This window comes from Blastococcus sp. SYSU DS1024 (assembly GCF_054050795.1).
This window is the reverse complement of sequence record NZ_JBJHAA010000008.1, coordinates 90,499-115,714: the sequence shown is the minus strand read 5'-3', so window position 1 is coordinate 115,714 and position 25,216 is coordinate 90,499. Positions and strand designations below refer to the sequence as shown.

Here is a 25,216-nt window from a genome sequence, read left to right as displayed (position 1 = left end):
CGCCCCCGGCGCCCGCCGGGTCCCGGGCGCGACCGCTGTGGAGAGCCCGTGATCCAGCCGCGGCCCCGGACCATCCCCGAGGCCACCGTCGCTCGTCTGGCCGTGTACCTGAGGGTGCTGACCAGCTTCGCCGACGGCGGCCGGACCACCGTCTCCTCCGGTGACCTGGCGACGGCCGCGGGGGTCAACCCGGCGGGTCTGCGCAAGGACCTGTCGCACCTGGGCTCCTGCGGCGTCCGCGGCGTCGGCTACGACGTGCGCGCCCTGCGGGAGCGCATCGCCCGCGTGCTGGGGGCCGAGCAGTCCCGCGCCTGCGTGCTCGTGGGCATCGGCAACCTCGGGTCGGCGCTCGCCGACTACGCCGGTTTCGGCAGCCGGGGTTTCGAGTTCGTCGGCCTCTTCGACGCCGCGCCGGCCCGGGTGGGCCAGCGCATCGGCGGCCTGACCGTGCAGGACGTGGCCGGTCTGGAGTCCGCCGTGACCGCCGCGGGGGCCTCCATCGGGGTCATCGCGACGCCGGCCGAGGTCGCCCAGCCGGTGTGCGACCGGCTCGTCGCGGCCGGGGTGAGGAGCATCTTGAACTTCGCACCGGTGACGTTGTCGGCACCTCCGGGCGTCGACGTCCGCCAGGTCGACCTGTCCGTCGAGCTGCAGGTGCTGGCCTTCCTCGGTCAGCAGCGGGCCGTGCCCGTGGGGGAGGAGTCGGCATGAGCCTGCTCGCGGTGGGCGTGAGCCACCAGACCGCACCGGTCGCACTGCTGGAGCAGTTCGCGATGGGGCCCGACGAGCGGGTCAAGGCGCTGCACGAGCTGGTCGGCAGCGACCACGTGAGCGAGGCCCTGGTCCTCGCCACCTGCAACCGGGTCGAGGTGTTCGCCGAGGTCGAGCGCTTCCACGGCGGCGTCACCGACGTCAGCCGGGTGCTGGCCCGTCAGGCCGGGGCCACGGTGGAGGAGCTCTCCCCGTACGTGACCGTGCACTACGAGGACCAGGCCGTCGCCCACCTGTTCACCGTGGCCGCGGGGCTGGACTCGATGGTCGTCGGGGAGACGCAGGTGCTCGGGCAGCTGCGCGCCGCCTACGCCCTCGCCCGCGAGGAGGGCACGGTCGGCCGCGCCCTGCACCCGGTCGCCCAGCGCGCGCTGCGCGTGGGGAAGCGGGTGCACTCCGAGACCGGCATCGACCGGGCCGGCGCCTCGCTGGTGTCGGTGGCCCTCGACCGGACCGAGGCCCGCATCGGCGCGCTCGCCGGCCGCCCCGTGCTCGTGGTCGGTGCCGGCTCCATGGGTGCGCTCGCCGCCACCACGCTGGCCCGCCGCGGCGCCTCCGTCGTCGTCAGCAGCCGCACCCCGGCCTCCGCCGCGCGGCTGGCCGAGGCCGTGGGCGGCCGCGCCGCCCCGGTCGACCGCATGGGCGAGGAGCTCGCTGCCGCCGACGTCCTGCTCACCTGCACCGGCGCCACGGGGCTGGTCGTCGGCACCGACGTCGTCGCCGAGGCGATGGCCGGCCGGGGCGACCGGCCGCTGGTGATCATCGACCTCGCGCTGCCCCGTGACGTGGATCCCGGCGTGGCGGCGCTGCCCGGCGTGCACGTGATCGACCTGGCCCTCCTGCAGGGCGAGAGGAACACGGCCCCCCTGCAGGGCGAGCGGCGCGACGGGGAGACCATCGCGGGGCCCGTGGCGGCCGACGACATCAGCACCGCGCGCGCCATGATCGAGGCCGAGACCGCGCTGCTGCGCGCCGAGCGGCAGGCCGCCGAGGTGGGGCCCACCGTGTCCGCGCTGCGCAGCCAGGCCGCCGAGGTCGTCGACGCCGAGCTGCTGCGGCTGGCCGGCCGGTTGCCCGACCTCGACGCGCGGGCGCGTGCGGAGATCGCCCGCACCGTGCGCCGCGTCGTCGACAAGCTGCTGCACGAGCCCACCGTGCGGGTGAAGGAACTGGCCGCCACGCCGGGTGGCACGGACTACGCCGGCGCGCTGCGGGCGCTGTTCGGCCTGGGCATCGACGCCGATGTCACCCCCGGCGCCGGCCGGCTGGCCGACGCCGTCACCGTCGACCCCGACCGTCCGGGAGGCCCGGCATGACCGCCGCCGACGTGCAGGACGCCGCCGCCACGGTGGCGGGCACCGCGGTCCCGCTGCGGCTGGGCACCCGGGCCAGCATGCTGGCGCAGACCCAGTCCCGCGCCGTCGCCGACGCCCTCACCGCCGCCACCGGCGTGCCGGTCGAGCTGGTGCTGATCAGCACCGAGGGCGACCGGTCCTCGGCCGCCATCGCGCAGCTCGGTGGGACCGGGGTGTTCGTCACCGCGATCCGCCGGGCCCTGCTGGCCGGCGAGGTCGACCTGGCGGTGCACAGCTACAAGGACCTGCCGACCGCGCCGGAGCCGGGGCTGAGCCTGGCCGCCGTCCCGGTGCGGGAGGACCCGCGGGACGCCCTGGTGGCCCGCGACGGGCTCACCCTCGGCGAGCTGCCGCCCGGTGCGCGGATCGGCACCGGAGCCCCCCGGCGGGTCGCCCAGCTGCGGGCCCTCGGGCTCGGGCTGGAGATCGTGCCGATCCGCGGCAACGTCGACAGCCGGCTCGCCCGGGTGGCCGGTTCCCCCGACGGCCGGGGTGACCTGGACGCCGTCGTCCTCGCCCGGGCCGGGCTGAGCCGCATCGGCCGCACCGACCGGATCACCGAGACCCTCGACCCGCTGCAGGTGCTCCCCGCCCCCGCCCAGGGAGCCCTCGCCGTGGAGTGCCGCACCAGCGACGCCCGCACCCGCGAGCTGCTGGGCCGGCTCGAGGACGCCGCCACGCGCGCCTGCGTGGTGGCCGAGCGGGCCACGCTCGCCGCCCTCGAGGCGGGCTGCAGCGCGCCGGTCGCCGCCTACGCGGAGGTCGCCGAGGGCGAGAGCGGCCCGGAGCTGTACCTGCGTGCCTCGGTGACGGCGCTCGACGGCAGCGACTCCGTGCGCGGTTCGCTCACGGGCCCGCTGGCCGACGCCGCACCCCTCGGCCGCGCCCTCGCCGCCGAGCTGCTCGACCGGGGCGCGGCCGCCCTGATGGCGGCCGGCGAGTGACCCTCCGCCCCACCCAGACCCCAGCAGACGCCCGAAGGACTCGGGCCACAACAGACGCCCGACCGAGTCGGGCCAGGATCAGGAGCACGGCATGACGCGCTTCCGCAAGACCGCAGGCCAGTCCGGCCGGGTCGTGTTCGTCGGCGCCGGCCCGGGCGACCCGGGCATGCTCACCGCCCGCGCCACCGCGGCGCTGGCCGAGGCGTCGGTCATCCACGTCGACCCCGACGTCGCCGCAGCCGTCCAGGACGCCGTCCGCGAGACCAACCCGGAGGCCGAGCTGACGCCGGTGTCCGGGGAGCCCGCCGAGGTGGCCAAGGGCGCCGTCGCGGCGGCCAAGAACGGCGCGGTGGTCGTCCGGCTGGTCACCGGTGACCCCTACACCTCCGACGACGTGGTCAAGGAGGTGCTCGCCGTCTGCCGCACCTCCGTGCCCTTCGACGTGGTGCCGGGTGTCGCGACCGCCACCGCCGTCCCCGCCTTCGCCGGCGTCGCGCCGGGCAGCACCGCGGTGACCGCGGACCTGCGCAGCGGTGTCGACGTCACCGCGCTGGGCGGGGTCGCCGCCGCGACCGGTGGCACGCTGGTCCTCCAGGGCACCGCCGACGCGCTGCCCGACGCGGCCGCGCGGCTGGTGGAGGGCGGGCTCGCCGGCAGCACCCCGGTCGTGGTGACGACCGGCGGCTCCGGGACCGGCCAGAAGAGCCTGGTGAGCAAGCTGTCGGCCGTGGCGGAGAAGACCGCCGGGCTCGACCCGCTCAGCGGCCCGGTGGTGGCCACCGTCGGCGCCGCCGTCGACAAGCGCGCCAAGCTGTCCTGGTGGGAGAGCCGCCCGCTGTTCGGCTGGCGGGTGCTCGTGCCGCGGACCAAGGACCAGGCCGGTGACATGAGCGACCGGCTGCGGGCCTACGGGGCGGTGCCCGTCGAGGTGCCGACGATCGCCGTCGAGCCGCCGCGCAGCCCCGCCCAGATGGACCGCGCCATCAAGGGCCTGGTCACCGGCCGCTACGGCTGGATCGTGTTCACCTCGGTCAACGCGGTGCGGGCCGTCCGGGAGAAGTTCGTCGAGCTGGGCCTCGACGCCCGCGCGTTCGCGGGCGTGAAGGTGGCCTGCGTCGGCGAGCAGACCGCCGAGGCCGTGCGGGACTTCGGCATCCAGCCGGAGCTGGTGCCCAGCGGCGAGCAGTCCAGCCAGGGCCTGCTGGCCGACTTCCCCGAGTACGACGATGTGCTCGACCCGATCGAGCGGGTCCTGCTGCCGCGCGCCGACATCGCCACCGAGACCCTCGCGGCCGGGCTGGTCGAGCGCGGCTGGGAGATCGACGACGTCACCGCCTACCGGACCGTGCGTGCTGCCCCGCCGCCGGCGGCGGTGCGCGAGGCGATCAAGGGCGGCGGCTTCGACGCCGTCTGCTTCACCTCGTCCAGCACGGTGCGCAACCTGGTCGGCATCGCCGGCAAGCCGCACGCCAAGACCGTCGTCGCGGTGATCGGCCCGGCGACGGCGGCCAGCGCCCAGGAGTTCGGCCTGCGGGTCGACGTGCAGCCGGAGACCGCCGCCGTGGCGCCGCTCGTCGACGCGCTGGCCGAGTACGCCCTGTCGCTGCGCGAGGCGGAGGACGGCGAGGGCAGGTGAACGGGGCCAACCCGGGCTTCGCGCGCGGGCGCCGGCTGCGGTCGACGCCCGCGCTGCGGCGGCTGACCGCGCAGACCAGGGTGGCCCCGGCCGACCTGGTGCTGCCGGTCTTCGTCAAGGAGGGCATCGACTCGCCGGTGCCCATCGGCTCGATGCCCGGCGTGGTCCAGCACACGCAGGACTCGCTGCGGAAGGCCGCCGCCGAGGCCGCCGACGCGGGCATCGGCGGGCTCATGCTCTTCGGCATCCCGTCGGAGAAGGACCCGGTCGGGTCCGGGGCCGACGCCGCCGACGGCGTGGTCAACGTGGCGCTGCAGCACCTGCGCGCCGACCTCGGTGACGAGCTGGTCCTCATGGCCGACCTCTGCCTGTGCGAGTACACCGACCACGGGCACTGCGGCGTCGTCACCCCCGCCGGGGTCGTCGACAACGACCCGACCCTGGACCGGTACGCCGCGGTGGCGATCGCGCAGGCGCAGGCCGGCGCCCACCTGGTGGCCCCCAGCGGGATGATGGACGGGCAGGTCGCCGCGATCCGCGCCGGGCTGGACAGCGCCGCGTTCTCCGAGGTGCCGATCCTCGCCTACGCCGCCAAGTACGCGTCGGGCTTCTACGGGCCGTTCCGCGAGGCCGCCGAGGGTGCCCCGCAGTTCGGGGACCGGTCGACCTACCAGATGGACCCGCCGAACGCCGACGAGGCGCTGCGCGAGGTCGCGCAGGACCTCGCCGAGGGTGCCGACGCGGTCATGGTGAAGCCGGCGCTGCCCTACCTGGACATCGTCGCCAAGGTCGCCGACGCCGTGCAGGTGCCGGTGAGCGCCTACCAGGTCAGCGGCGAGTACGCGATGGTCGAGGCGGCCGCCGCCAACGGCTGGGTGGAGCGCGAGCGCGCGATCCTCGAGACGCTGGTCGCGATCCGCCGCGCGGGCGCCGGGCAGGTGCTCACCTACTGGGCCGTCGAGGCGGCGCGGTTGCTGACCCGCTGACCCCGGTGGACCCCTACGTCGAGCCCGGGGGCTCCTGGTGGCCGTTCTGGCTGGTCGCCGGGGCCCTCGGGTTCTTCCTGCTCTGGGACCTGCTGCTGCCCGGCCCCGACGTCCCGCCGCTGGTCTGGGCGCTCACCCTGGTCGCGGTGCCCGGTGTGGTCGCGATCGGCTGCCTCTCCGCCCGCCGGGTGTGGACGGTCCGGGTGGACGCCGACGGCCTGGCGGTGGGCCGTGAGCAGGTACCCCTGCGCGACGTCGACGCCGCCGCGCTGCGGGAGGCCGGCGCCGGGGTGGATGCCGGTGCCCCCGTGCTCGGCGGGGGCTGGTCGCTGCCGCGGGGCCGCACGGGGCTGCCGCTGCGGCTCGCCGACGGCCGGACGGTGCTGGTCCCGACCCGCGACCCCGCGGCGCTGCGGGCCGCCCTGCTCGGGAGTGTGCGCGATGCCTCCGACCGGTCGCCGGGTGCAGAGGGGACACTGGGGACGTGACCTCGCTGGACAGCCCGCCCTACACCTACGAGGCCCCGGTCTCGGCCGGCCTCTTCGCCCGCGGTCAGGAGATCACTCCGGGCGGGGTGAACAGCCCGGTGCGCGCCTTCCGCGCCGTCGGCGGCACGCCGCGCTTCATGGCCGAGGGCTCCGGTCCCTGGATCACCGACGCGGACGGGCGGCGCTACGTCGACCTGGTCAGCTCGTGGGGGCCGATGATCCTGGGGCACGCGCACCCCGCCGTCGTCGAGGCGGTGACCGCGGCCGCCCGCCGCGGGCTGTCCTTCGGCGCCCCCACCGAGGGCGAGCTGGAGCTGGCCGAGGAGATCCGCAGCCGGGTCGCGCCGGTCGAGCGGGTGCGGCTGGTGAACTCCGGCACCGAGGCGGTGCTCTCGGCCGTGCGGCTGGCGCGCGGGGCGACGGGCCGCCCGCTCCTGGTGAAGTTCGCCGGCTGCTACCACGGCCACGTCGACGCGCTGCTGGCCTCGGCCGGCTCCGGGGTGGCCACGCTGGGGCTACCCGACACCCCCGGGGTGACCACCGGTGCCGCCGCGGACACCATCGTGCTGCCGTACAACGACGTCGCCGCCGTCGAAGCGGTCTTCGCCGAGCGCGGCCCGCAGATCGCGGCCGTGGTCAGCGAGGCCGCGCCCGGGAACATGGGCGTGGTGCCGCCGCTGGACGGCTTCAACGCCGAGCTGCGGCGGATCACGGCGGCCCACGGTGCGCTGCTCGTCCTCGACGAGGTCATGACCGGCTTCCGGGTGTCGGCGTCGGGCTGGTACGGCCTCGACCCGGTCGACGCCGACCTGTTCACCTTCGGCAAGGTCATGGGCGGTGGGCTCCCGGCGGCGGCGTTCGGCGGCCGCGCCGATCTCATGGAGCACCTCGCGCCCAGCGGGCCCGTCTACCAGGCCGGCACCCTCTCGGGGAACCCGGTGGCGGTCGCGGCGGGCCTGGCCACCCTGCGGAACTGCACCGACGAGGTCTACGCGCGCTGCGACGAGGTCTCCGCCGTGCTGCGCGGCGCAGCGAGCGCGGCGCTGTTCGCCGCCGGGGTGCCGCACCGGGTGCAGCAGGCGGGCAACATGTTCTCGATCTTCTTCGTGCCCGACGAACGGCCGGTGCGCGACTACGACGACGCCCGCACCCAGGACGTCTCCCGCTACACCGCCTTCTTCCACGCCCTGCTGGCCCGCGGGGTGTACCTCCCGCCGTCGGCGTTCGAGGCGTGGTTCGTCAACGCGCAGCTCGACGGCGAGGCCCTCGACCGCGTGCTCGAGGCGCTGCCCGCAGCGGCCCGCGCCGCCGCCGAGGCCGACGCCCACCGCACCGGCGCGATCGACAGCGAGCGCTCCTCGTGACCACCACCGTCGTCCACCTCCTGCGGCACGGCGAGGTGCACAACCCCGCCGGCGTCCTCTACGGCCGGCTGCCCGGCTACCGGCTGTCGGCCGCCGGCGAGGCCATGGCGGTCGCCGCCGCGGAGTGGTTCCGCGGCCACGACGTCGTCCACCTGGTGTCCAGCCCGCTGGAGCGGGCCCGCCAGACGATCCGCCCCCTGGCCGAGGCCACCGGGCTGGAGGTCGCCGTCGACGAGCGGATCATCGAGGCGGGCAACGCCTTCGAGGGCACGGTCGTCGGCCGCGGGGGCGGTGTCTTCCGGGCACCGCGCAACTGGTGGAAGCTGCGCAACCCCATGCAGCCCTCCTGGGGCGAGCCGTACGTCGAGATCGCCGCGCGCATGATCGCCGCGGTCGAGGCCGCCCGGGACGCCGCCCGCGGCCACGAGGCCGTGCTGGTCAGCCACCAACTGCCCATCTGGACCACCCGCCTGCACGTCGAGGGACGCCGGTTCGCCCACGACCCCCGCCGCCGCGAGTGCTCGCTGGCCAGCGTCACCTCGCTCACCTACGAGGACGACCGGTTCGTGGCCCTCTCCTACGCCGAGCCGGCCGGCGCCACCGATCCCGATGCGGTGCCGGGCGCATGAGGCGACTGCTGCCGGCCCTGCTGGCGGGCGCGCTCCTCACCGGGTGCAGCACCGGCTCCGACGCGGTCGACATCAACAACGGCGGCGAGTTCCGGTTCGTCGAGGGCACCCCGGCCGGCGAGCTGATCCCGGCCGACGAGCGGGCGACCGCGCCGGAGTTCGCCGGCACCCTGCTGGGGGGCGGGGAGTTCTCGTCGGCGGCGCTGGCCGGGGACGTGGCCGTGCTGAACTTCTGGGGGTCCTGGTGCGGCCCGTGCCGGATCGAGACGCCGGAGTTCCAGGAGGTCTACGCCGAGGTGCGGGACGAGGGCGTGCAGTTCGTCGGGCTGAACGTGAAGGAGACCGACGAGCAGTTCGCGCTGGCCTTCGTCGAGCGCTTCGGCATCGAGTTCCCCTCGGTCTACGACCCGCGTGGCGAGGTGGCGCTGGCCTTCCGCGACTACCCGGCCAACGCCGTCCCCTCCACCATCGTGCTGGACCGCCGGGGCCGGGTGGCCGCCGTGTACACCGGGGCGGTGGCGCAGGACGACCTGCGCGCGGTGCTGGACCTGGTGCAGGCGGAGGAGGTCTGACGTGGGGGAGACCTTCGCCGGCCTGGTCACCGACGGGCCGCTGCTGGTGGCGGCGGCCGTCGCGGCGCTCGTCGGCCTGATCAGCTTCGCGTCGCCGTGCGTCCTGCCGCTGGTGCCCGGCTACCTCTCCTACGTCACCGGGCTGGTGGGCAGCGCCACGGCCACGGATACGGCCACGGCCACGGCTTCGCCCGCCGGGGGCAGCACGGCGGCCACCGTCACGGCGGTGCTCCCGGTGGCCGACCAGCGCCCGCCGCGGGGGCGCACGGTGCTCGGTGCCCTGCTGTTCGTGCTCGGCTTCACCGCGGTGTTCGTGACGATCAGCACGGCATTCGGCGGGCTGGGCCGGCTGCTCCTGGTGCACAACGAGCTCATCACCCGGGTGATGGGCGGCATCACGGTCCTCATCGGGCTGGCGTTCCTCGGCCGGGTGCCGTTCCTCCAGCGCACCGCACGCCTGTCGAGCCGGCCGGCGGCCGGGCTGGCCGGGGCCCCGCTGCTCGGGGTCGTCTTCGGGCTCGGGTGGACCCCCTGCATGGGGCCCACGCTGGCCGCCGTCCAGAACCTGGCCTTCGCCGAGGCCACCGCGGGCCGCGGGGCGCTGCTGGGGCTGGCCTACTGCCTGGGGCTGGGGGTGCCGTTCGTGCTCGTCGCCCTGGGCGCCCGCTGGGCCGTGGGGGCGACGACGTTCCTGCGGCGGCACGCGCAGGCGGTGACCCGCTTCGGTGGGGCCGTGCTCGTGGTCGTCGGGCTGCTCCTGGTCACCGGTGCGTGGACCGAGATGATGGGCTGGCTGCGTTCCTGGCTGGCCGCCACCGGGTTCGGGGAGTCGGCGCTGTGAGCGTCGAGGCGCCCCCGCGCCCGGCCACCCCGACCCCGCCCGCCGGGCCCTCGGCCGGCCGGCGGCTGGGCGGTCTGCTGCTGCGCTGGTGGCGCCGGCTCACCGCGATGCGCACGGCGATCGTGCTGCTGTTCCTCCTGGCGCTGGCGGCCGTGCCGGGCTCGCTGCTGCCGCAGCGGTCGCTGTCGCAGAACAACGTCCGGCAGTACTTCGCCGACCACCCCGACCTGGCCCCGGTGCTGGACCGGCTGTACCTGTTCGACGTCTTCAGCTCGCCGTGGTTCGCCGCGGTCTACCTGCTGCTGTTCCTCTCGCTCATCGGCTGCGTCCTGCCGCGGGCCCGGGAGCACGCCCGCGCGCTGCGCACCCCGCCTCCGGCGGCCCCGCGGAACCTGCTCCGGCTCCCCGACTCCGACCGGTGGACCGCGGCGCAGGCCCCCAGCGCCGCGCTCGACGGCGTCGAGGAGGAGCTGCGGGTGCGGCGCTACCGGGTCGTGCGCCGCGAGACCGCGCGCGGGCCGGAGCTCTCGGCCGAGAAGGGCCACCTCAAGGAGACCGGGAACCTCGTCTTCCACCTCTCGCTGCTGGCCCTGCTGCTGGGCCTGGCGGGAGGGAAGCTGTGGGGCTACGAGGGCAGCATCCTGGTGACCGAGGGCCAGGGGTTCTGCAACTCCTTCCAGCAGTACGACACCTACTCCGCGGGCCCGCTGGTCGACAGCGGCGATCTCAGCGCGCTCTGCGTCGACCTCGAGCAGTTCCGGGCCGAGTACGAGGAGAACCTCACCGCCGCCTCGTTCACCGCCGACATCCGCTACGGGGAGCCCTCCGCCGAGGGGCGGCCGACCACCATCGGGGTCAACGACCCCCTCCGGGTCGACGGCGACCGGGTCTACGTGACCGGTCACGGCTTCAGCCCGACCTTCACGGTGACCGTGCCGGACGGGACGACCTTCACCGACCTGACCGTGCCCTTCCTGCCCAGCGACCAGCAGACGATGGCCAGCGAGGGTGCGCTGAAGCTGCCCGACATCCCCGGCCGGGAGGAGCAGCTGGCCCTCGAGGGGTTCTTCGCGCCGACGGGCCTGCTGCAGGGTGGAGTGCTGACCTCGGTGGACCCGCGTCCGCTGGCTCCGCAGGTGGCCCTGATCGCCTACTCCGGCTACCTGGGCCTGGACTCGGGGCTGCCGCAGTCGGTGTACTCCATCGACCGGAGCCAGATCGAGCGCGGCCGGCTCACCGAGGTGGCTTCGGCGAACCTCTCGGTGGGCGAGTCCATGGACCTGCCCGACGGGACCCGCGTCACCTTCAGCGGGGTCAAGGAGTTCGCCGCCCTGCAGTTCTCCCACGACCCGGGCCAGCTGTGGGTGCTCGGCTCGGCGATCACCCTGCTGGCCGGCCTGCTGGGCATGCTGCTGCTGCGCCGGGAGCGCGTCTTCGCCCGGGTGGAGCCCGCCCGGGACGGCGGCGGTACCGTGCTGACGCTCGCCTCGCTGACGCGGGGCGGCGGCGAGAGCGGCTCCCGGTTCGCCACCCTGTCCGACGGCCTGCGGGACGCGCTGGGCGCCCCGGCCGCCGCCCGCACTGCACCTGATCCGGAGGTCCCCCCGCGTGACTGACTCCTCGCTGGCCGAGCTGTCCGACAGCCTCTTCTCCGTGAGCGTCGCGCTCTACTCGGTCGCGCTGCTGGCCTTCTGCGCGCAGCTGGCCTTCGGCCGGCGGGCCGTCCGCAACCGCGAGCTCGTCGGTGCCGGTGGCGGTCCGATCGTCGCGGAGGCGCCCGTCGCCCCGGCCGGGCAGCAGGCGCCGGAGACGGCCCAGGGCACGCGCTGGGGGCTCCTCGGCATGGCGCTGACCGCGCTGGGCGCGCTGGCCCACGCCGGCGTCCTCGTCGCCCGCGGCATGGCCACCGACCGGCTGCCCTTCGGGAACATGTACGAGTTCGCCACGGCCGTCGTGCTCGTCGCCGTGGTCGCCTACTTCGTGCTGGCGCTGCGCCAGCCCACGCTGCGGCACATCGGCGTCTTCGTCCTCGGCCCGGTGATCCTCGCGATGGTGGGCATCGGCCTGTTCCTCTACGCCGAGGCGGGGCCGCTGGTCGCCGCCCTGCGGTCGAGCTGGCTGGGGATCCACGTGACGAGCGCGATCCTGGGCTCCGGCATCTTCCTGGTGAGCGGCATCGCCAGCGCCCTCTACCTCGTCCGCACCCGCCGCAGCGCCGCGGCGCCCGGCACGGGCGGGGGTCTGATCGACCGGCTGCCGTCCGCCGCGGGGCTGGACCGGGTGGCGCACCGCACGGCCGTCTTCGGCTTCCCGATCTACACCTTCGCGATGATCGCCGGCGCGATCTGGGCGGAGAGCGCCTGGGGCCGGTTCTGGGGCTGGGACCCCAAGGAGACCTGGATGTTCATCTCCTGGGTCGTCTACGCCGGCTACCTCCACGCCCGCACGACCTCCGGCTGGCGCGGCCGTCCCGCCGCCTGGACCAACGTGCTGGGCTTCGCCGTGGTGCTGTTCAACCTGCTGTACGTGAACATGGTGTCGACCGGCCTGCACAGCTACGGCGGGGTCTGAGCGCTCCCCCGTCCGGGGAGCGGCGCGGCGCGGGGTGCTGACCGATGTCGGACCTGCGTGCTTCCATGCCCTCATGGAGCTGATCAGCAGCGCACCGGCCCGCCGGGAGGTGCGGCGTGGCTAGGCACGCGGCGGCCGACGGCGAGGCGTCGCACCCGCTCGTCGCGGCCGCGCTCGCCGGCCGGGACGCCGAGGGCCCGGGGGCGCACCGCCGGAGCCCGCGGGGCGCGGCGGAGGAGGGCGACCTGGGCTGGCCGGGCGGCCCCACCCGCCAGGGCGGCGGAGGTCTCGGCTGGCCGGGGGACGTCGACGGCTCGGCCGCGCCGGCCGCGGGCACGCCCGAGGCGGGCCCGCGGCGCGGCTGGCGCCGCTTGTTCGGAGCGGCGCCCGCCGCCTGACGCGAGCCCCTCCCACGCTCGGGTCCGGCCCCGTGAGGGGCCCGGAGGCCGTTACGTGGGAGAGCCGTCGTCCCGGCGCGCCCGGCGCTCGAGCTCCCGGAGGAACTCCGGGTCGTCGTCGGGTGCCACGAACCGGACCGGCCCCCGGGGCCGCTGCGGGCGGCGCTCCGGTCGCGCGCTCCCCTCGGGGCCTGCGTTCGCCGCGGCGCGCACCACCAGTGCGACGACCACGACCGCCATCACGAGAACCACCAGGAACACCACGGGCCCACCCCCTCGTCGACCGCCAGCGTACGTCGGCGGCGATACTCGGTGCCGCGCAACGTAGATCCCATACCCGGGTAGGACGGAGAACCACCATCGACGCCGTGGACCAGCAGCTGATCGAGCTGCTGCGCGCCAACGGCCGGGCCAGCTACGCCGAGCTCGCGCGGCAGGTGGGGCTCTCCTCGCCCGCCGTGCACGAGCGGGTGGGCAAGCTGGAGGCGGCCGGGGTGATCACCGGGTACCGCGCCGTCGTCGACCCGGCGGCGGTGGGCATGCACGTCACCGCGCTGGTCAGCGTCATCGAGAGCGACGCGGTCGACGACACCGGCGTCGAGGCGGGGCTGCGGGAGATCCCCGCGGTGGAGGACTGCTGGCGGGTCGCCGGCAGCGAGGGTTACGTGCTGAAGGTGCGCGTGACCGACATCCCGGCACTCGAGGCGGCCATCGACGCGTTGAACCGGATCAGAGGGGTCGCACGCACGAGGACGACGGTCGTTCTCTCGACCAAGTGGGAGGGCCGTCATGGCTGAGAACAACCCGACCGCCGCGGGCGCACCGGTGAGCCCGGCCGGTGGCGCCGCCACACCGCCGAAGGTCCTGCCGTGGCTGCTGATCTACACGATCGGCCGCTTCGCGATCGCCGCGGCGCTCGTCCTGGTCCTCTGGTGGGCCGGGCTGGGCAGCTTCCCCGGCCTGCTGTTCGGGCTGCTGCTGTCGATGCCGGTCTCCTACGTGCTGCTGCGGCCCTCGCGGGACCGGCTCACCGAGGCGCTCGCGGCGCGCAGCGTCGCGCGGCGCACGGCCAAGGAGGACCTGCGCGCCCGGCTCAGCGGGGACGGGTCGCAGTAGCCGCGCTCAGGAGAGGGCGAGGCCCGCGCCGAGCAGCACGCCGGTGACCAGGGTCAGCAGCCCGGTGGAGGCGAGCGCCCCGATGAGGGCCGGCCCGCGGCCGCCCGCGAGCACGGTGCGCACCGGGCCGAGCGCGAGCGGCGCGGCGGCCAGGGCCAGCAGCGCCCACGGCCGCGCGACCCCCACCGCGGCGACGACGACGAACGGCACGACCAGCAGCGCGGCGTAGAGCACCCGGGTGCCCCGGTCGCCGAGCAGCACGGCGAGCGTGCGCTTGCCCACCCGGGCGTCGCCCTCGATGTCACGCAGGTTGTTCACCACGAGGATCGCCACGATCAGCAGGCCGACCGGCACGGAGACGGCGAACGCCAGGCCGGGCAGCGTGCGGGTCTGCACGTACGTGGTGCCGACGACCGCGACCGGGCCGAAGAAGACGAAGACGAACACCTCGCCCAGCGCGCGGTAGCCGTAGGGCAGCGGGCCGCCGGTGTAGGTCCAGGCGGCGGCGATGCAGACCGCCCCCACCGCCACCAGCCACCAGCTCGACAGCGCCGCCAGGGCCAGGCCGGCGACCCCGGCGACGGCGAAGGAGGCCAGCGCCGCGCCGAGGACCTGCCGGGGCGGAGCGGCGCCGGAACCGACCAGCCGCATCGGGCCGACCCGGTCGGCGTCGGTGCCGCGCCGGCCGTCGGAGTAGTCGTTGGCGTAGTTCACCCCGACCTGCAGTGCGAGCGCCACGACCAGCGCGAGCAGCGCGGGGCCTGGCCGGAAGCCGTCGAGCGCGACCGCGGCGCCGGTGCCGACCAGTACCGGCGAGACCGCCGCCGGCAGGGTGCGGGGGCGGGCGCCGGCCAGCCACTGGGCAGGGGTGGCCATCAGACCTCCGGAATGCGGGCCGCGACGGCGCGGCGATCGGGCTTGCCCGTGTGCAGGGTGGGGATCGAGTCGATGAGCCGCAGCTCCCGGGGCGCGGCGGGGGCGCCCAGCCGCTCGGCCACCCACGGGCGCAGGTCGGCCAGGGCCGGGGCGCCGCCGGCCGCCGGGACGACGGCGGCGACGACGCGCTGCCCCCACTCCGCATCGGGCCGGCCGAAGACGACGGCGTCGGCGACGGCGGGGTGCTCGCGCAGCGCGGCCTCGACCGCGGCGGGCGCCACGTTGACCCCGCCGGAGATGACGACCTCGTCCAGCCGGCCGTGCACGGTGAGCCGGCCGTCGGCGCCCAGCGACCCTGCGTCCCGGGTGCGGAACCAGCCGTCCGCGATCGCGGCCGCGGTCGCCTGCGGATCACCGCGGTAACCGTGCGCCAGCACCGGGCCGGCGAGCTCGATCCCGTCGGTCACCCGCACGGTCACGCCGTCCAGCGGCAGGCCGTCGTAGACGCAGCCCCCGGCGGTCTCGGTCATGCCGTAGGTGGTCACGACGGCGACCCCGGCGGCGCGGGCGCGGTGCAGCAGGCTCGCGTCGGTGGCCGCGCCGCCGACGAGGACGGCGTCGAAGGCGCGCAGCGCGTCGGGCTCCGCATCGAGGTACCGGCGCAGCTGGGTGGGGACGAGGGAGGTGTAGCGGCGGTCGCCGGCCGGCATGCGGGCGACGGCGCCGGCCAGCGGCTCCCCGGCGCCGAGGCGGATGGCGGTGCGCCCGTCGAGCAGACCGCGGCAGACGACCTGCAGCCCGGCGATCGCCGACGCCGGCAGCGCGAGCAGCCAGCTGCCCGGGCCGCCGAGCCGGTCGAGGGTCGCGGTCGCGGACGCCCGCAGCGCGCCCGCCGAGAGCAGCACCCCGCGACCGTTCCCGGTGGAGCCGGAGGTCGCGACGACGAGGTCGGTGCCCGGCTCGAGCGGCTCGTCGGGGCGCAGTGCGGCGCGGGCGGCGTCTACGACGGCCCGGGGACCGGCGGGCAGCACGGCCAGCGGGCGCTCGCCGTCGAGCGCGGCGCGGACGTCGTCGTCGGAGAGCTCGGCCGCGGGCACGAGGGTGAGGTGCCGAGCCACGAGGAACGAGCCTACGACCCCGCCGAATTAGGCTGATCACCATGACCGTCCTGCCCGCTGCCGCGCTGCCGGCGGGGATCACCGGGTCAGCGGTCTACGCGGTGCCGCTGCGCAGCCGCTTCCGGGGCATCGACGTGCGCGACGGCGTGCTGCTGCGCGGCCCGGCCGGCTGGGGCGAGTTCTCGCCCTTCTGGGACTACGACGCCGCCGAGAGCCGCCGCTGGTGGGCCGCCGCGGTGGAGGCCGCGGTCGAGGGCTTCCCCCCGCCCGTGCGCACGTCGGTGCCGGTGAACGTGACCGTGCCGGCGGTGGACGCGCAGCGGGCGCACGCGATGGTCCGTGCCTCCGGCTGCCGCACCGCCAAGGTGAAGGTCGCCGAGCCGGGGCAGGCCGGCGCCGACGACCGCGCCCGCGTCGAGGCCGTGCGCGACGCGCTCGGTCCCGGTGGCGCGATCCGGGTGGACGCGAACGCCGCCTGGGACGTCGACACCGCGGCGCGGCGGATCCGCGAGCTCGACGCCGCCGTCGGGCTGGAGTACGTCGAGCAGCCGTGCGCCACCCTCGCCGAGCTGGCCGCGCTGCGCCGGCGGATCGACGTCCGCGTCGCCGTGGACGAGGGCGTGCGCCGGGCGGCCGACCCGCTGGCGGTCGACCTGCGGGAGGCCGGCGACGTCGTCGTCCTGAAGGTGCAGCCGCTGGGCGGCGTGCGGGCGGCGCTGCGCGTCGCGGAGACCCACGGCCTGCCCTGCGTCGTCTCCTCGGCGCTGGAGTCCTCGGTCGGCATCGCGGCCGGCGTCGCGCTGGCCGCCGCCCTGCCCGAGCTGCCGTTCGCCTGCGGCCTGGCCACCGTCGCGCTCTTCACCGGCGACGTCTGCTCGTCCCCGCTGCTGCCGGTCGACGGCGCCCTGCCGGTGGCCCGGCCCGAGCCGGACCGGCGCGCCGACGTGGCGGCCGGCGAGGGCACCACCGCCCGCTGGCGGGCCCGGATCGACGAGGTGCTCGCCGCGTGAACCCCGCCACCGCCTTCGCCCGCGTGCTGGTCGACGAGCTGGTCCGCGGCGGCGTCACCGACGCCGTGCTGGCGCCCGGTTCGCGGTCGGCGCCGGTGGCCCTGGCCCTGGCGGCGGCCGAGCGGGACGGCCGGCTGCGGCTGCACGTGCGCCTCGACGAGCGGACGGCGGCCTTCCTGGCCCTCGGCCTGGCCAAGGGCTCCGGCCGCCCGGTGCCGGTGCTCACCACGTCCGGGACGGCGACCGCGCACCTGCACGCCGCGGTGCTGGAGGCCGACGCGAGCGGGGTACCGCTGCTGGCGCTGACCGCCGACCGCCCGCCGGAGCTGCGGGCCACCGGCGCCAACCAGACGATCGAGCAGGCCGGCCTGTACGGGGCGGCCGTGCGCTGGGCGGCCGACGTCGGCGTCCCCGAGCCCGGCCGGGAGGCCGAGCAGAACCGCTACTGGCGGTCCGTCGTGGCCAAGGCGCTCACCGTCGCCGCCGGCACGCTGTCGGCCGACCCCGGGCCGGTGCAGCTCAACCTCGCGCTGCGCGAGCCGCTGCTGCCCGACGAGGAGCCGCCGGCCGAGCTCGCGGCCCCGTGGGCCGGCCGCCCCGGCGGCACGCCGTGGACGGCGGCCGAGCCGTCGGCCGGCTGGGCGGCGCGGGCGCACCGGCTGCCGCCGCGCACGCTGGTGATCGCCGGTGACGGGCCCCTGCACGCCGCCCCGGGCCTCGCGGAGGGCTCCGCCTGGCCCGTCGTCGCCGAGCCGAGCAGCGGGTTCTGGGGGCGGCCGGGCAACGTGCGCGGTGGCGTGCTGGCGCTCGGTGCACCCGACTGGCTGGCCGCGCACCGGCCCGAGCGCGTGCTGGTCGTGGGGCGGCCGACGCTCTCCCGCCCGGTCGGTGCCCTGCTGGCCGACCCCGCCGTCACCGTCGAGACGGTGAGCGCCTCCCCGCGGTGGGCCGACGCCGGCCGGTCGAGCAGCCATGTGGCCCGGCTGTTCGCGGGTGCCGAGCCCGAGGAGCCGGTCGACGCCGACTGGGTGGCCGCCTGGCACGCGGCCGCGGACCGGGTGGGCGCCGCCGTCGACGCGGTGCTCGACAGCGCCCCGGCGCTGACCGCCGCCCGCCTGGCCCGCGACGTCGTCGCCGCCCTGCCCGCGGGCGCGCTGCTGGTGCTCGGGTCGTCCACCCCGGTGCGCGACGTCGACCGGCTGGCCGTGCCCCGGGATGACGTGACGGTGCTGGCCAACCGCGGGGTCGCGGGCATCGACGGCACGATCTCGACCGCCGTGGGTGCGGCGCTGGTGCACGGTGGCCCGGCGTTCGCGCTGATGGGCGACCTGACGTTCCTGCACGACCTGACCGGTCTGCTGCTGGGCGAGGGGGAGCGGCGGCCGGACCTGACCGTCGTCGTGCCGGACAACGACGGCGGCGGGATCTTCGCCCAGCTGGAGCCGGGGCAGGACCGGTTCGCCGCGGACTACCGGCGGGTCTTCGGCACCCCGCACGGGCGCGACCTGGTGGCGGTGGCGGAGTCGCTGGGCTGGGCGGCGACGCGGGTGTCGACGCCGGCGGAGCTCGCGGCGGTGCTCGGCCTGGGCGGTCCGCAGGTCGTCGTGGTCGGTACCGACCAGCGTGCCGAGGCCGCGCTGGCCCAGGACCTGCGCGCCGCGGCGGCGCGGGCGCTGGGGTCGCCCTGACGCGGGTCAGCCCTCGAGCGCGGCCTGGAACGCGGCGAACTTCGACTGCGTCTCGGCGAGCTCCGCGGCCGGGTCGGAGCCGGCGACGATGCCGCAGCCCGCGAACAGCCGCGCGCCGTCGTCACCGACCAGCTCCGCGCAGCGCAGCGCCAGGCCGAACTCGCCGTCGCCGGTCGCGTCCAGCCAGCCGACCGGTCCGGCGTACCGGCCGCGGTCCATGCCCTCGAGCTCGCCGATCAGCGCGGCGGCGTCCGGCGTCGGGGTTCCGCAGACGGCGGCGGTGGGGTGCACGGCGCCGACCAGCTCCAGCAGGCCGGCAGAGCCGCGCTGGGTGCCGACGACGTCGGTGGCCAGGTGCCGCACGTTGGCCAGCGTGAGCAGCTCCGGATCCGCGGGGGCGGTCAGCTCCCGGCAGTACGGCGCCAGCGCCCGCACCAGGGAGTCGACGGCGAGCGCGTGCTCGGCGCGGTCCTTCCCCGAGTCCATCAGGGCCGCGGCCAGCCGTTCGTCCTCGGCGCCGGCCCCCCGCGGCGCGGTCCCGGCCAGCACGCGCGAGGAGAGCCGCCGGCCGGTGCGGCGCAGCAGCAGCTCGGGAGTGGCGCCGAGCAGGCCGTCGACGGCGAAGGTCCAGCACCCGGGGAACCGGGCGGCCAGCCGGCGCAGCATCCGCCGGGGGTCGAGCGGGACGTCGGAGGAGACGAGCAGGTCGCGGGCGAGGACGACCTTCTGCAGCTCGCCGGCGTCGATGCGGGTGACCGCGGCGGCCACCGCGGCGCACCAGCTGGCGGGGTCGAGCGCGCCGTCGGCGTAGCGCAGCCGGGGAGCCGGGCCGTCGTCGGCGGTGGGCGGCTCCGGCAGCTCCGGTGCGGCCCCGACGGCGGTGATCCAGCCGACGCCGTCGCGTCGACCCACGACGACCTCGGGGACGACGAAGACCGACGTCCCCGCGACCGGGTCGAAGGCGATGCTCGCGAACAGCACCGGGCCCGAGCCGGGGACGCGGAGCTCGTCGGCGACGTCGAGGCCGGCGGTGAACCGGTCCCACCAGTCGGCGGCCTCGGCCAGCGCGCGCGGGCCCGACACCTCCAGCCGCGCCGCCTCGCCCCAGCCGACCAGGCCCTCGCCGTGGCGCACCCAGGACAGGCCGCCGCGGGCCGGGAGCAGGTCGAGCAGCTCGCCGGCCGCGTCGGACCGGACCGTGGTGACGGTGCGCGACGCCGCCGCCGGGGAGGTCAGGGCGGCGGCAGTCACGTGATCAGAGTAGGAGGCCTTGTAGCGTCGATGCCGTGGCAGACCGGCGAGAGAACCCGCACAGGCCCCCTTCCGGGTCCCGCCGCGAGCCTGCGAGAGGTGGGGAGAAGGGGGTCCTTCCACTGAGGGCCGGGCTGGACAAGCGACCGGCCGACGTCGCGGCCATGTTCGACCGGGTCGCGGAGCGCTACGACGTCACCAACACCGTCCTCTCCGGCGGGCTGGACGCCGGCTGGCGACGGGCCACCCGCGAGGCGTTGCGGGCCCGGCCGGGCCAGACGGTGCTGGACGTCGCGGCCGGGACGGCGGTCTCCACCGTCGAGCTGGCCGCCGGCGGCGTGACGGCCATCGCCTGCGACTTCTCCCAGGGCATGCTGCGCGCCGGTGCCGCGCGACCGGTGCCCAAGGTGGCCGGTGACGCGATGGCGCTGCCGCTGGCCGACGAGAGCGTCGACGGCGTGGTCATCTCCTTCGGCCTGCGCAACGTGGCCGACCCCGACGCCGCGCTGCGCGAGTTCTCCCGGGTGACGAGGCCCGGCGGGACGCTGGTGGTCTGCGAGTTCTCCAGCCCCACCTGGTCGCCGTTCCGCACCGTCTACACCGAGTACCTGATGAAGGCGCTGCCCCGCATCGCCCGGGCGGTGAGCAGCAACCCCGAGGCCTACGTCTACCTGGCCGAGTCGATCCGCGCCTGGCCCGACCAGGCGGCGCTCGCCGGCCGGCTGCAGGACGCCGGCTGGGCCGACGTCGCCTGGCAGAACCTCACCGGGGGGATCGTCGCGCTGCACCGTGCCCGCAAGCCCTGAGGGCGGGACAGCGGCCGTCCACCCCGGTCCGCGGACCTGGCGGCCGGAGAGGGCTCCCGACCGTTAGCGGCCCGGCGGGCCGGGTAGCCCGCCTTCCATGGTGGGAGACCGGAAACCTTTCGCAGATCGCCGGGCGGCCGGGCGGGCGCTCGCCGCACGGCTGGTGGACGACGACCTGGTTCCCCCCGGGCACGGCGAGGTGGTCGTGCTCGGCCTGCCGCGGGGCGGGGTCGTCGTCGGGGCGGAGGTGGCAGCGGCCCTCGACGCAGCGCTCGACATCGTCGTCGTCCGCAAGGTCGGCCTGCCCTGGCAGCCGGAGCTGGCCATGGGCGCGATCGCCGCCGTGGGGGAGGAGATCGAGACCGTCCGCCAGGAGAACGTCATCGACCGCGCCGGGGTGGACGCGGCCACCTTCGAGGACGTCCGCGCGCAGGAGGTGGCCGAGCTGCGCCGGCGCACCGGGGCCTACCGCGGCGACCGCCCGCCGCTGGTCCTGGCCGGCCGGCGCGTCGTCCTGGTCGACGACGGGTTGGCCACGGGCTCGACGATGCGCGCCGCGGTCGCGGCCGTCCGCCGCCAGGACCCCGCGCACCTGACCGTCGCCGTCCCCGTGGCCTCGCCGAACGCCTGCGGGCAGATCGCGCCGGACGTGGACGAACTGCTCTGCCTGTGGGCCCCCGCGGACTTCTCCGCCGTCGGCCAGGGCTACGCCGACTTCCGCGCGACGGAGGACGACGAGGTGCGAGCCGCCCTCGCGCAGGCCCGCCCCGGCGAGCCGGAGGAGGGTGACGGTGCCGGCTGACCCGGGCGCACCCGGCTTCCAGGAGGACGTCGTCGTCGACGTGCCCGGGGCGGCGTTGCGCGCCGACCTCGTCGGCCCCGCGGATCCGCACGGTGTGGTGGTCTTCGCCCACGGCAGCGGGAGCAGCCGGCGCAGCCCGCGCAACCAGCAGGTCGCCGAGGGGCTGCACGCCGCCGGGTACGCCACCCTGCTGCTGGACCTGCTGACCCTCGCCGAGGAGGAGGTCGACGCGCGCACGCGCGAGCTGCGCTTCGACATCCCGCTGCTGGCCGGGCGGCTGACCGGCGCCACGGACTGGCTGCTCGGCCGGCCCGGTCTCGCGGGCCTGCCGGTCGCCACCTTCGGCGCCAGCACCGGTGCCGCGGCCGCCTTGATCACCGCGGCGGAGCGACCCGAGAGGGTCCGGGCGGTGATCTCCCGCGGTGGCCGTCCCGACCTGGCCGGCAGCGCGCTCGAGCGGGTGCGCGCGCCGGTGCTGCTGATCGTCGGGGGTGCCGACCCGCAGGTCGTCGAACTCAACCGGCAGGCCGCCGCCCGGCTCACCGCCGACCACGAGGTCGCGATCGTCCCGGGCGCCACCCACCTCTTCCCCGAGCCCGGCGCGCTCGAGCAGGTCATCGACCGCTCCGCGGGCTGGCTGAGCACCTGGCTACCGGCGGCTTCCTGACCTCGGATCGGCCGCCCGTCCGCGCGTCGGCGCCGAGGTCGCCGGGGCCTCCGGCGAGGGGGGCGTTGTCAGCTAGCTCACACCCGGGCCTAGACTCAAACCGTCGCGTCTTGTGAACCTTTTCACAAGGTGTCGGAGTCGATGACGAGCCGGGGGTGACCATGACCGAGCGCGGAGCCGTGCAGCACGCGGACGTGGTCGTCGTCGGCGCCGGGCCGGCCGGGTCGAGCGCTGCCTGGCACCTGGCGAGCAGTGGCGTCGACGTCGCGGTGCTCGAGAAGTCGGAGTTCCCCCGGGAGAAGGTCTGCGGTGACGGGCTGACCCCGCGCGGCGTGCGGGCGCTGCACGACATGGGCGTCGACACGAGCGGGCCGGACTGGGTGCGCCGCCGGGGGCTCCGGGTGCACGGCGGTGGGCGGATCGCCGAGGTCGACTGGCCGCGGCTGGCCACCTGGCCCGACCACGGCCTGGTGCGGACCCGCCGGGAACTCGACGCGCACCTGGCCGACCACGCACGGCGGGCCGGTGCGCACCTGGTCACGGGGACGACCGTCACCGAGCCGGTGCTCGACGACGACGGCCGGGTGGTCGGCGTCCGGGGCGAGGCCGGCGCTGATCGCGAGCCGGTCACCTGGCGCGCGCCGCTGGTGGTCTCGGCGGAGGGGGTGTCCGGCCGGCTGGCCAAGTCCCTCGGGCTGCTGCGCCGCACCGACCGGCCGCTCGGGGTCGCCCTCCGTCGGTACGTGCGCAGCCGGCGCAGCGACGACGACTACCTGGACATCGCCTTCGACCTGACCGCCGGGGGTCCCTCCCGCGAGAGCATGCCGGGCTACGGCTGGATCTTCGGGATGGGCGACGGCACGGCCAACGTCGGGTACGGGCTCCTCGACACCCGGCGCGGCACCGGCGCGGACCGGCGGTCGGTCCTGCGCCGGTGGCTCGACCTGTTCCCCGCCGAGGAGGGGCTCGGCGAGGACGACGCCGTCGGTCCGCTGCGCGGCGCGGGGCTGCCCATGGCGCTGAGCCGGGGCCCGGCCTACACCCGGGGGCTGCTCCTCGCCGGGGACTCCGCCGGCACGGTGAACCCCTGCAACGGTGAGGGGATCAGCGCCGCCCTGGAGAGCGGCCGGATGGCCGCCGAGGTCGCGGTGGCCGCGCTGAGGGGCCCGGCCGGGGCGGCGCGGGAGGCGGTCCTGCGGCGGTACCCCGAACGGCTGCGTGCCGAGCTGGGCCGCCACCACCGGCTCGGCCTGGGATTCCTCGCGCTGCTGGCGCGGCCGGCGGTGGTCCGGCTCGCCATGGCCCGGGGGCTGCGCCGCCCCGCGCTCACCGACGCCGCGCTGCGGGTGATGGGCAACCTGACCGACGGCCGCGACGGCGACGCGGTCGACCGCGCGCTGGCCGTGCTCCTGCGACTCACCCCGGCGACGTGAGGTGGCTGCCATGACGACCGGCCGGCACGACACTCCGCATCCGGACCATGACCACTACGTGACCGACATCACCCTAGGGTGCAGCTGATGCTCTCGACCTACGCCCCGCTCGTCGGGCTGTTCGTGCTGGCCGCCGCGTTCGCGCTGTTCTCGGTCGTCGTCGCCCCGTTCGTCGGGCCGCGCCGCCACAACCGGGCCAAGCTGGCCGCCTACGAGTGCGGCATCGAGCCGGTCGACCAGCCGCTCACCGGCGGTCGCTTCCCGGTGAAGTACTACCTGACCGCGATGCTCTTCATCGTCTTCGACATCGAGATCGTCTTCCTCTACCCGTGGGCCGTCGCCAACGACGCCCTGGGGGTGTGGGGGCTGGCTGCGATGGCCGTGTTCCTCGGCACCGTCTTCCTCGCCTTCGCCTACGAGTGGCGGCGCGGCGGGCTCGAGTGGGACTGACAGGGGACTGACTGACATGGGACTCGAGGAGAAGCTGCCGAGCGGCGTCCTGCTGACCAGCGTGGAGAAGCTGGTCAACTGGACCCGCAAGTCGTCGCTGTGGCCCGCGACGTTCGGCCTGGCCTGCTGCGCCATCGAGATGATGGCCTCCGGTGCCGGCCGGTACGACCTCGCCCGGTTCGGCATGGAAGTCTTCCGGGCCTCGCCGCGGCAGGCCGACCTGATGATCGTGGCCGGCCGGGTGAGCCAGAAGATGGCGCCGGTCCTGCGGCAGATCTACGACCAGATGCCCGAGCCTCGCTGGGTCCTGGCGATGGGGGTCTGCGCCAGCTCCGGCGGCATGTTCAACAACTACGCGATCGTCCAGGGCGTCGACCACGTCGTCCCCGTGGACATGTACCTGCCCGGCTGCCCGCCGCGGCCGGAGATGCTGATGGACGCGATCCTCAAGCTGCACCACAAGATCCAGCACGAGCCGCTGGGTGAGAAGCGGGCCCGCCAGCAGCAGCAGGCCCGCGAGGACGGTACGGCGAAGGACCTGCTGGTCGAGATGCCCTCGACGGTGCGGGTGGACAAGGACGCCCGCCGCGCCTACGAGCAGGCCGCCGCCGAGGGGCGCACCGGCCAGTTCGCCATCGAGCAGCGCGGCGGCAACGCCGTGCTGCTCCCGGGGGAGCGGGGTGAGCGGCGATGAGCAACGACGGCGGCTCGAACGTCGTCCCCGGTCGTGAGGAGGCCGGGTACGACGACAGCACCGCACCCTCCGGCGGCTTCCGGAAGGGCGCCTTCGGGGTCAGCGGCAGCGGTGACACCTCGGGGTTCGGTGGCCTGGTGCGGGTGGAGCCCGGCGGCGCGGTCGCGCTGCACTCCACCGACCGCCCCTACGGCGGGTACTTCGACGAGGTCACCGACGCGCTGATCGACGCCGTGGGGGAGGCCACCTACGCCGCAGCCGTGCAGCGGGTGCTGGTCGACCGGGGCGAGATCACCTACTTCGTCGCCCGCGAGCACCTGCTGACGCTGGCGCAGGCGCTGCGGGACGACGAGGCCCTGCGCTTCGAGCTGTGCAGCAGCCTCTCCGGCGTCGACTACCTCGACAGCGGCGGCCCGGCGGTCGCCCCCGGCCGGCCCCGGCTGCACGTCGTCTACCACCTGACCTCGATGACCTACCGGCGCCGCATCCGGCTGGAGGTGGCGGTCACCGCGGAGGACCCGCACGTCCCGTCGGTGACCGGCGTCTACCCGACGGCGGACTGGCACGAGCGGGAGACCTTCGACATGTTCGGCATCGTCTTCGACGGCCACCCGGCGCTGACCCGGATCCTCATGCCCGACGACTGGGACGGCTACCCCCAGCGCAAGGACTACCCGCTCGGCGGGATCCCGGTGGAGTACCACGACGCGACGATCCCGCCGCCGGACACGCGCCGGGCCTACCGGTGAG

The 25,216-nt window shown here is 76.2% G+C and carries 28 protein-coding genes; 24 read left to right on the top strand and 4 right to left on the bottom strand.

Features of this window, described 5'->3' with window-relative positions:
• Nucleotides 1-48 precede the first annotated feature (48 nt).
• The 13 genes from ACI79S_RS09780 to ACI79S_RS09720 all read left to right on the top strand — a co-directional run bounded on the left by ACI79S_RS09780 (nt 49) and on the right by ACI79S_RS09720 (nt 12,555).
• Entirely contained in the window at nt 49-711 is a 663-nt protein-coding gene (locus ACI79S_RS09780; protein ID WP_456593234.1) for a redox-sensing transcriptional repressor Rex, read from the top strand.
• On the top strand, nt 708-2,087 hold the full coding sequence (locus tag ACI79S_RS09775) for a glutamyl-tRNA reductase (RefSeq protein WP_456593233.1): 1,380 nt from the start codon (nt 708-710) through the stop codon (nt 2,085-2,087). Before ACI79S_RS09780 ends, ACI79S_RS09775 begins: the two co-directional genes overlap by 4 nt.
• Nucleotides 2,084-3,070 (top strand): hydroxymethylbilane synthase, encoded by a 987-nt coding sequence (gene hemC, locus ACI79S_RS09770; protein WP_456593232.1) that lies wholly within the window; start codon nt 2,084-2,086, stop codon nt 3,068-3,070. Before ACI79S_RS09775 ends, hemC begins: the two co-directional genes overlap by 4 nt.
• Before the next feature lie 91 nt (nt 3,071-3,161).
• A complete protein-coding gene (locus tag ACI79S_RS09765) occupies nt 3,162-4,706 on the top strand; it encodes a uroporphyrinogen-III synthase (protein WP_456593231.1) in 1,545 nt (514 codons plus the stop codon).
• Nucleotides 4,703-5,692 carry a porphobilinogen synthase gene (hemB, locus tag ACI79S_RS09760; protein WP_456593230.1) on the top strand — a complete coding sequence of 330 codons (990 nt, stop codon included), beginning with the start codon at nt 4,703-4,705 and terminating at the stop codon, nt 5,690-5,692. Before ACI79S_RS09765 ends, hemB begins: the two co-directional genes overlap by 4 nt.
• 5 nt (nt 5,693-5,697) lie before the next feature.
• Nucleotides 5,698-6,180, top strand: coding sequence for a hypothetical protein (locus ACI79S_RS09755; RefSeq protein WP_456593229.1), 483 nt, complete (start codon nt 5,698-5,700; stop codon nt 6,178-6,180).
• Nucleotides 6,177-7,544 (top strand): glutamate-1-semialdehyde 2,1-aminomutase, encoded by a 1,368-nt coding sequence (gene hemL / locus ACI79S_RS09750; protein WP_456593228.1) that lies wholly within the window; start codon nt 6,177-6,179, stop codon nt 7,542-7,544. The genes ACI79S_RS09755 and hemL overlap by 4 nt, the downstream gene beginning before the upstream one ends.
• The gene (locus tag ACI79S_RS09745; RefSeq protein WP_456593227.1) at nt 7,541-8,173 is read left to right on the top strand and encodes a histidine phosphatase family protein; all 633 of its coding nucleotides are present in this window, start codon (nt 7,541-7,543) and stop codon (nt 8,171-8,173) included. Before hemL ends, ACI79S_RS09745 begins: the two co-directional genes overlap by 4 nt.
• Nucleotides 8,170-8,745, top strand: coding sequence for a TlpA family protein disulfide reductase (locus ACI79S_RS09740; RefSeq protein ID WP_456593226.1), 576 nt, complete (start codon nt 8,170-8,172; stop codon nt 8,743-8,745). The genes ACI79S_RS09745 and ACI79S_RS09740 overlap by 4 nt, the downstream gene beginning before the upstream one ends.
• A 1-nt stretch (nt 8,746) precedes the next feature.
• Nucleotides 8,747-9,586, top strand: coding sequence for a cytochrome c biogenesis CcdA family protein (locus ACI79S_RS09735; protein ID WP_456593225.1), 840 nt, complete (start codon nt 8,747-8,749; stop codon nt 9,584-9,586).
• Nucleotides 9,583-11,202: a cytochrome c biogenesis protein ResB gene (gene resB / locus ACI79S_RS09730; protein ID WP_456593224.1), complete on the top strand. Its 1,620-nt coding sequence runs from the start codon at nt 9,583-9,585 to the stop codon at nt 11,200-11,202. Before ACI79S_RS09735 ends, resB begins: the two co-directional genes overlap by 4 nt.
• Nucleotides 11,195-12,157: a c-type cytochrome biogenesis protein CcsB gene (gene ccsB / locus ACI79S_RS09725; RefSeq protein WP_456593223.1), complete on the top strand. Its 963-nt coding sequence runs from the start codon at nt 11,195-11,197 to the stop codon at nt 12,155-12,157. The genes resB and ccsB overlap by 8 nt, the downstream gene beginning before the upstream one ends.
• 116 nt (nt 12,158-12,273) lie before the next feature.
• Nucleotides 12,274-12,555: a hypothetical protein gene (locus ACI79S_RS09720; RefSeq protein WP_456593222.1), complete on the top strand. Its 282-nt coding sequence runs from the start codon at nt 12,274-12,276 to the stop codon at nt 12,553-12,555.
• Nucleotides 12,556-12,606: 51 nt separating this feature from the next.
• Here the strand turns inward: ACI79S_RS09720 and ACI79S_RS09715 are convergent, their stop codons facing one another.
• The gene (locus ACI79S_RS09715) at nt 12,607-12,819 is read right to left on the bottom strand and encodes a hypothetical protein (RefSeq protein WP_456589120.1); all 213 of its coding nucleotides are present in this window, start codon (nt 12,817-12,819) and stop codon (nt 12,607-12,609) included.
• Nucleotides 12,820-12,923: 104 nt separating this feature from the next.
• Between ACI79S_RS09715 and ACI79S_RS09710 the strand changes: the two genes are divergently transcribed.
• Together ACI79S_RS09710 and ACI79S_RS09705 are read left to right on the top strand one after the other, a co-directional pair.
• Nucleotides 12,924-13,352 (top strand): Lrp/AsnC family transcriptional regulator, encoded by a 429-nt coding sequence (locus ACI79S_RS09710; protein ID WP_456593221.1) that lies wholly within the window; start codon nt 12,924-12,926, stop codon nt 13,350-13,352.
• Nucleotides 13,345-13,671, top strand: a complete 327-nt coding sequence (locus ACI79S_RS09705; protein WP_456593220.1) for a DUF4229 domain-containing protein — start codon at nt 13,345-13,347, stop codon at nt 13,669-13,671. The genes ACI79S_RS09710 and ACI79S_RS09705 overlap by 8 nt, the downstream gene beginning before the upstream one ends.
• 6 nt (nt 13,672-13,677) lie before the next feature.
• Here ACI79S_RS09705 and ACI79S_RS09700 read toward each other — a convergent pair whose 3' ends face one another.
• Together ACI79S_RS09700 and menE are read right to left on the bottom strand one after the other, a co-directional pair.
• Nucleotides 13,678-14,547: a 1,4-dihydroxy-2-naphthoate polyprenyltransferase gene (locus tag ACI79S_RS09700; RefSeq protein WP_456593219.1), complete on the bottom strand. Its 870-nt coding sequence runs from the start codon at nt 14,545-14,547 to the stop codon at nt 13,678-13,680.
• A complete protein-coding gene (menE, locus tag ACI79S_RS09695; RefSeq protein WP_456593218.1) occupies nt 14,547-15,665 on the bottom strand; it encodes an o-succinylbenzoate--CoA ligase in 1,119 nt (372 codons plus the stop codon). The genes ACI79S_RS09700 and menE overlap by 1 nt, the downstream gene beginning before the upstream one ends.
• Nucleotides 15,666-15,706: 41 nt before the next feature.
• Here menE and ACI79S_RS09690 point away from each other — a divergent pair, with 41 nt between their 5' ends.
• Nucleotides 15,707-16,675, top strand: a complete 969-nt coding sequence (locus ACI79S_RS09690) for an o-succinylbenzoate synthase (protein WP_456593217.1) — start codon at nt 15,707-15,709, stop codon at nt 16,673-16,675.
• A complete protein-coding gene (menD, locus tag ACI79S_RS09685; RefSeq protein ID WP_456593216.1) occupies nt 16,672-18,363 on the top strand; it encodes a 2-succinyl-5-enolpyruvyl-6-hydroxy-3-cyclohexene-1-carboxylic-acid synthase in 1,692 nt (563 codons plus the stop codon). The genes ACI79S_RS09690 and menD overlap by 4 nt, the downstream gene beginning before the upstream one ends.
• Before the next feature lie 6 nt (nt 18,364-18,369).
• On the opposite strand, the gene ACI79S_RS09680 is transcribed toward menD, so the two are convergent.
• On the bottom strand, nt 18,370-19,614 hold the full coding sequence (locus ACI79S_RS09680; RefSeq protein ID WP_456593215.1) for an isochorismate synthase: 1,245 nt from the start codon (nt 19,612-19,614) through the stop codon (nt 18,370-18,372).
• A gap of 35 nt (nt 19,615-19,649) precedes the next feature.
• Between ACI79S_RS09680 and ACI79S_RS09675 the strand changes: the two genes are divergently transcribed.
• The 7 genes from ACI79S_RS09675 (at nt 19,650) to ACI79S_RS09645 (ending at nt 25,215) form a co-directional block, all read left to right on the top strand.
• On the top strand, nt 19,650-20,420 hold the full coding sequence (locus ACI79S_RS09675) for a demethylmenaquinone methyltransferase (protein ID WP_456593214.1): 771 nt from the start codon (nt 19,650-19,652) through the stop codon (nt 20,418-20,420).
• Nucleotides 20,421-20,517: 97 nt separating this feature from the next.
• Entirely contained in the window at nt 20,518-21,222 is a 705-nt protein-coding gene (locus tag ACI79S_RS09670) for a phosphoribosyltransferase (protein WP_456593213.1), read from the top strand.
• Nucleotides 21,212-21,889 carry a dienelactone hydrolase family protein gene (locus ACI79S_RS09665; RefSeq protein ID WP_456593212.1) on the top strand — a complete coding sequence of 226 codons (678 nt, stop codon included), beginning with the start codon at nt 21,212-21,214 and terminating at the stop codon, nt 21,887-21,889. The genes ACI79S_RS09670 and ACI79S_RS09665 overlap by 11 nt, the downstream gene beginning before the upstream one ends.
• A gap of 161 nt (nt 21,890-22,050) precedes the next feature.
• Nucleotides 22,051-23,322 carry a geranylgeranyl reductase family protein gene (locus ACI79S_RS09660; protein WP_456593211.1) on the top strand — a complete coding sequence of 424 codons (1,272 nt, stop codon included), beginning with the start codon at nt 22,051-22,053 and terminating at the stop codon, nt 23,320-23,322.
• An 87-nt stretch (nt 23,323-23,409) separates the two neighbouring features.
• Nucleotides 23,410-23,772, top strand: a complete 363-nt coding sequence (locus ACI79S_RS09655) for an NADH-quinone oxidoreductase subunit A (protein ID WP_456589109.1) — start codon at nt 23,410-23,412, stop codon at nt 23,770-23,772.
• A gap of 16 nt (nt 23,773-23,788) precedes the next feature.
• Nucleotides 23,789-24,466: a NuoB/complex I 20 kDa subunit family protein gene (locus ACI79S_RS09650; RefSeq protein ID WP_456593210.1), complete on the top strand. Its 678-nt coding sequence runs from the start codon at nt 23,789-23,791 to the stop codon at nt 24,464-24,466.
• The gene (locus ACI79S_RS09645; RefSeq protein WP_456593209.1) at nt 24,463-25,215 is read left to right on the top strand and encodes an NADH-quinone oxidoreductase subunit C; all 753 of its coding nucleotides are present in this window, start codon (nt 24,463-24,465) and stop codon (nt 25,213-25,215) included. The genes ACI79S_RS09650 and ACI79S_RS09645 overlap by 4 nt, the downstream gene beginning before the upstream one ends.
• The last annotated feature ends 1 nt before the right edge of the window (nt 25,216 follow it).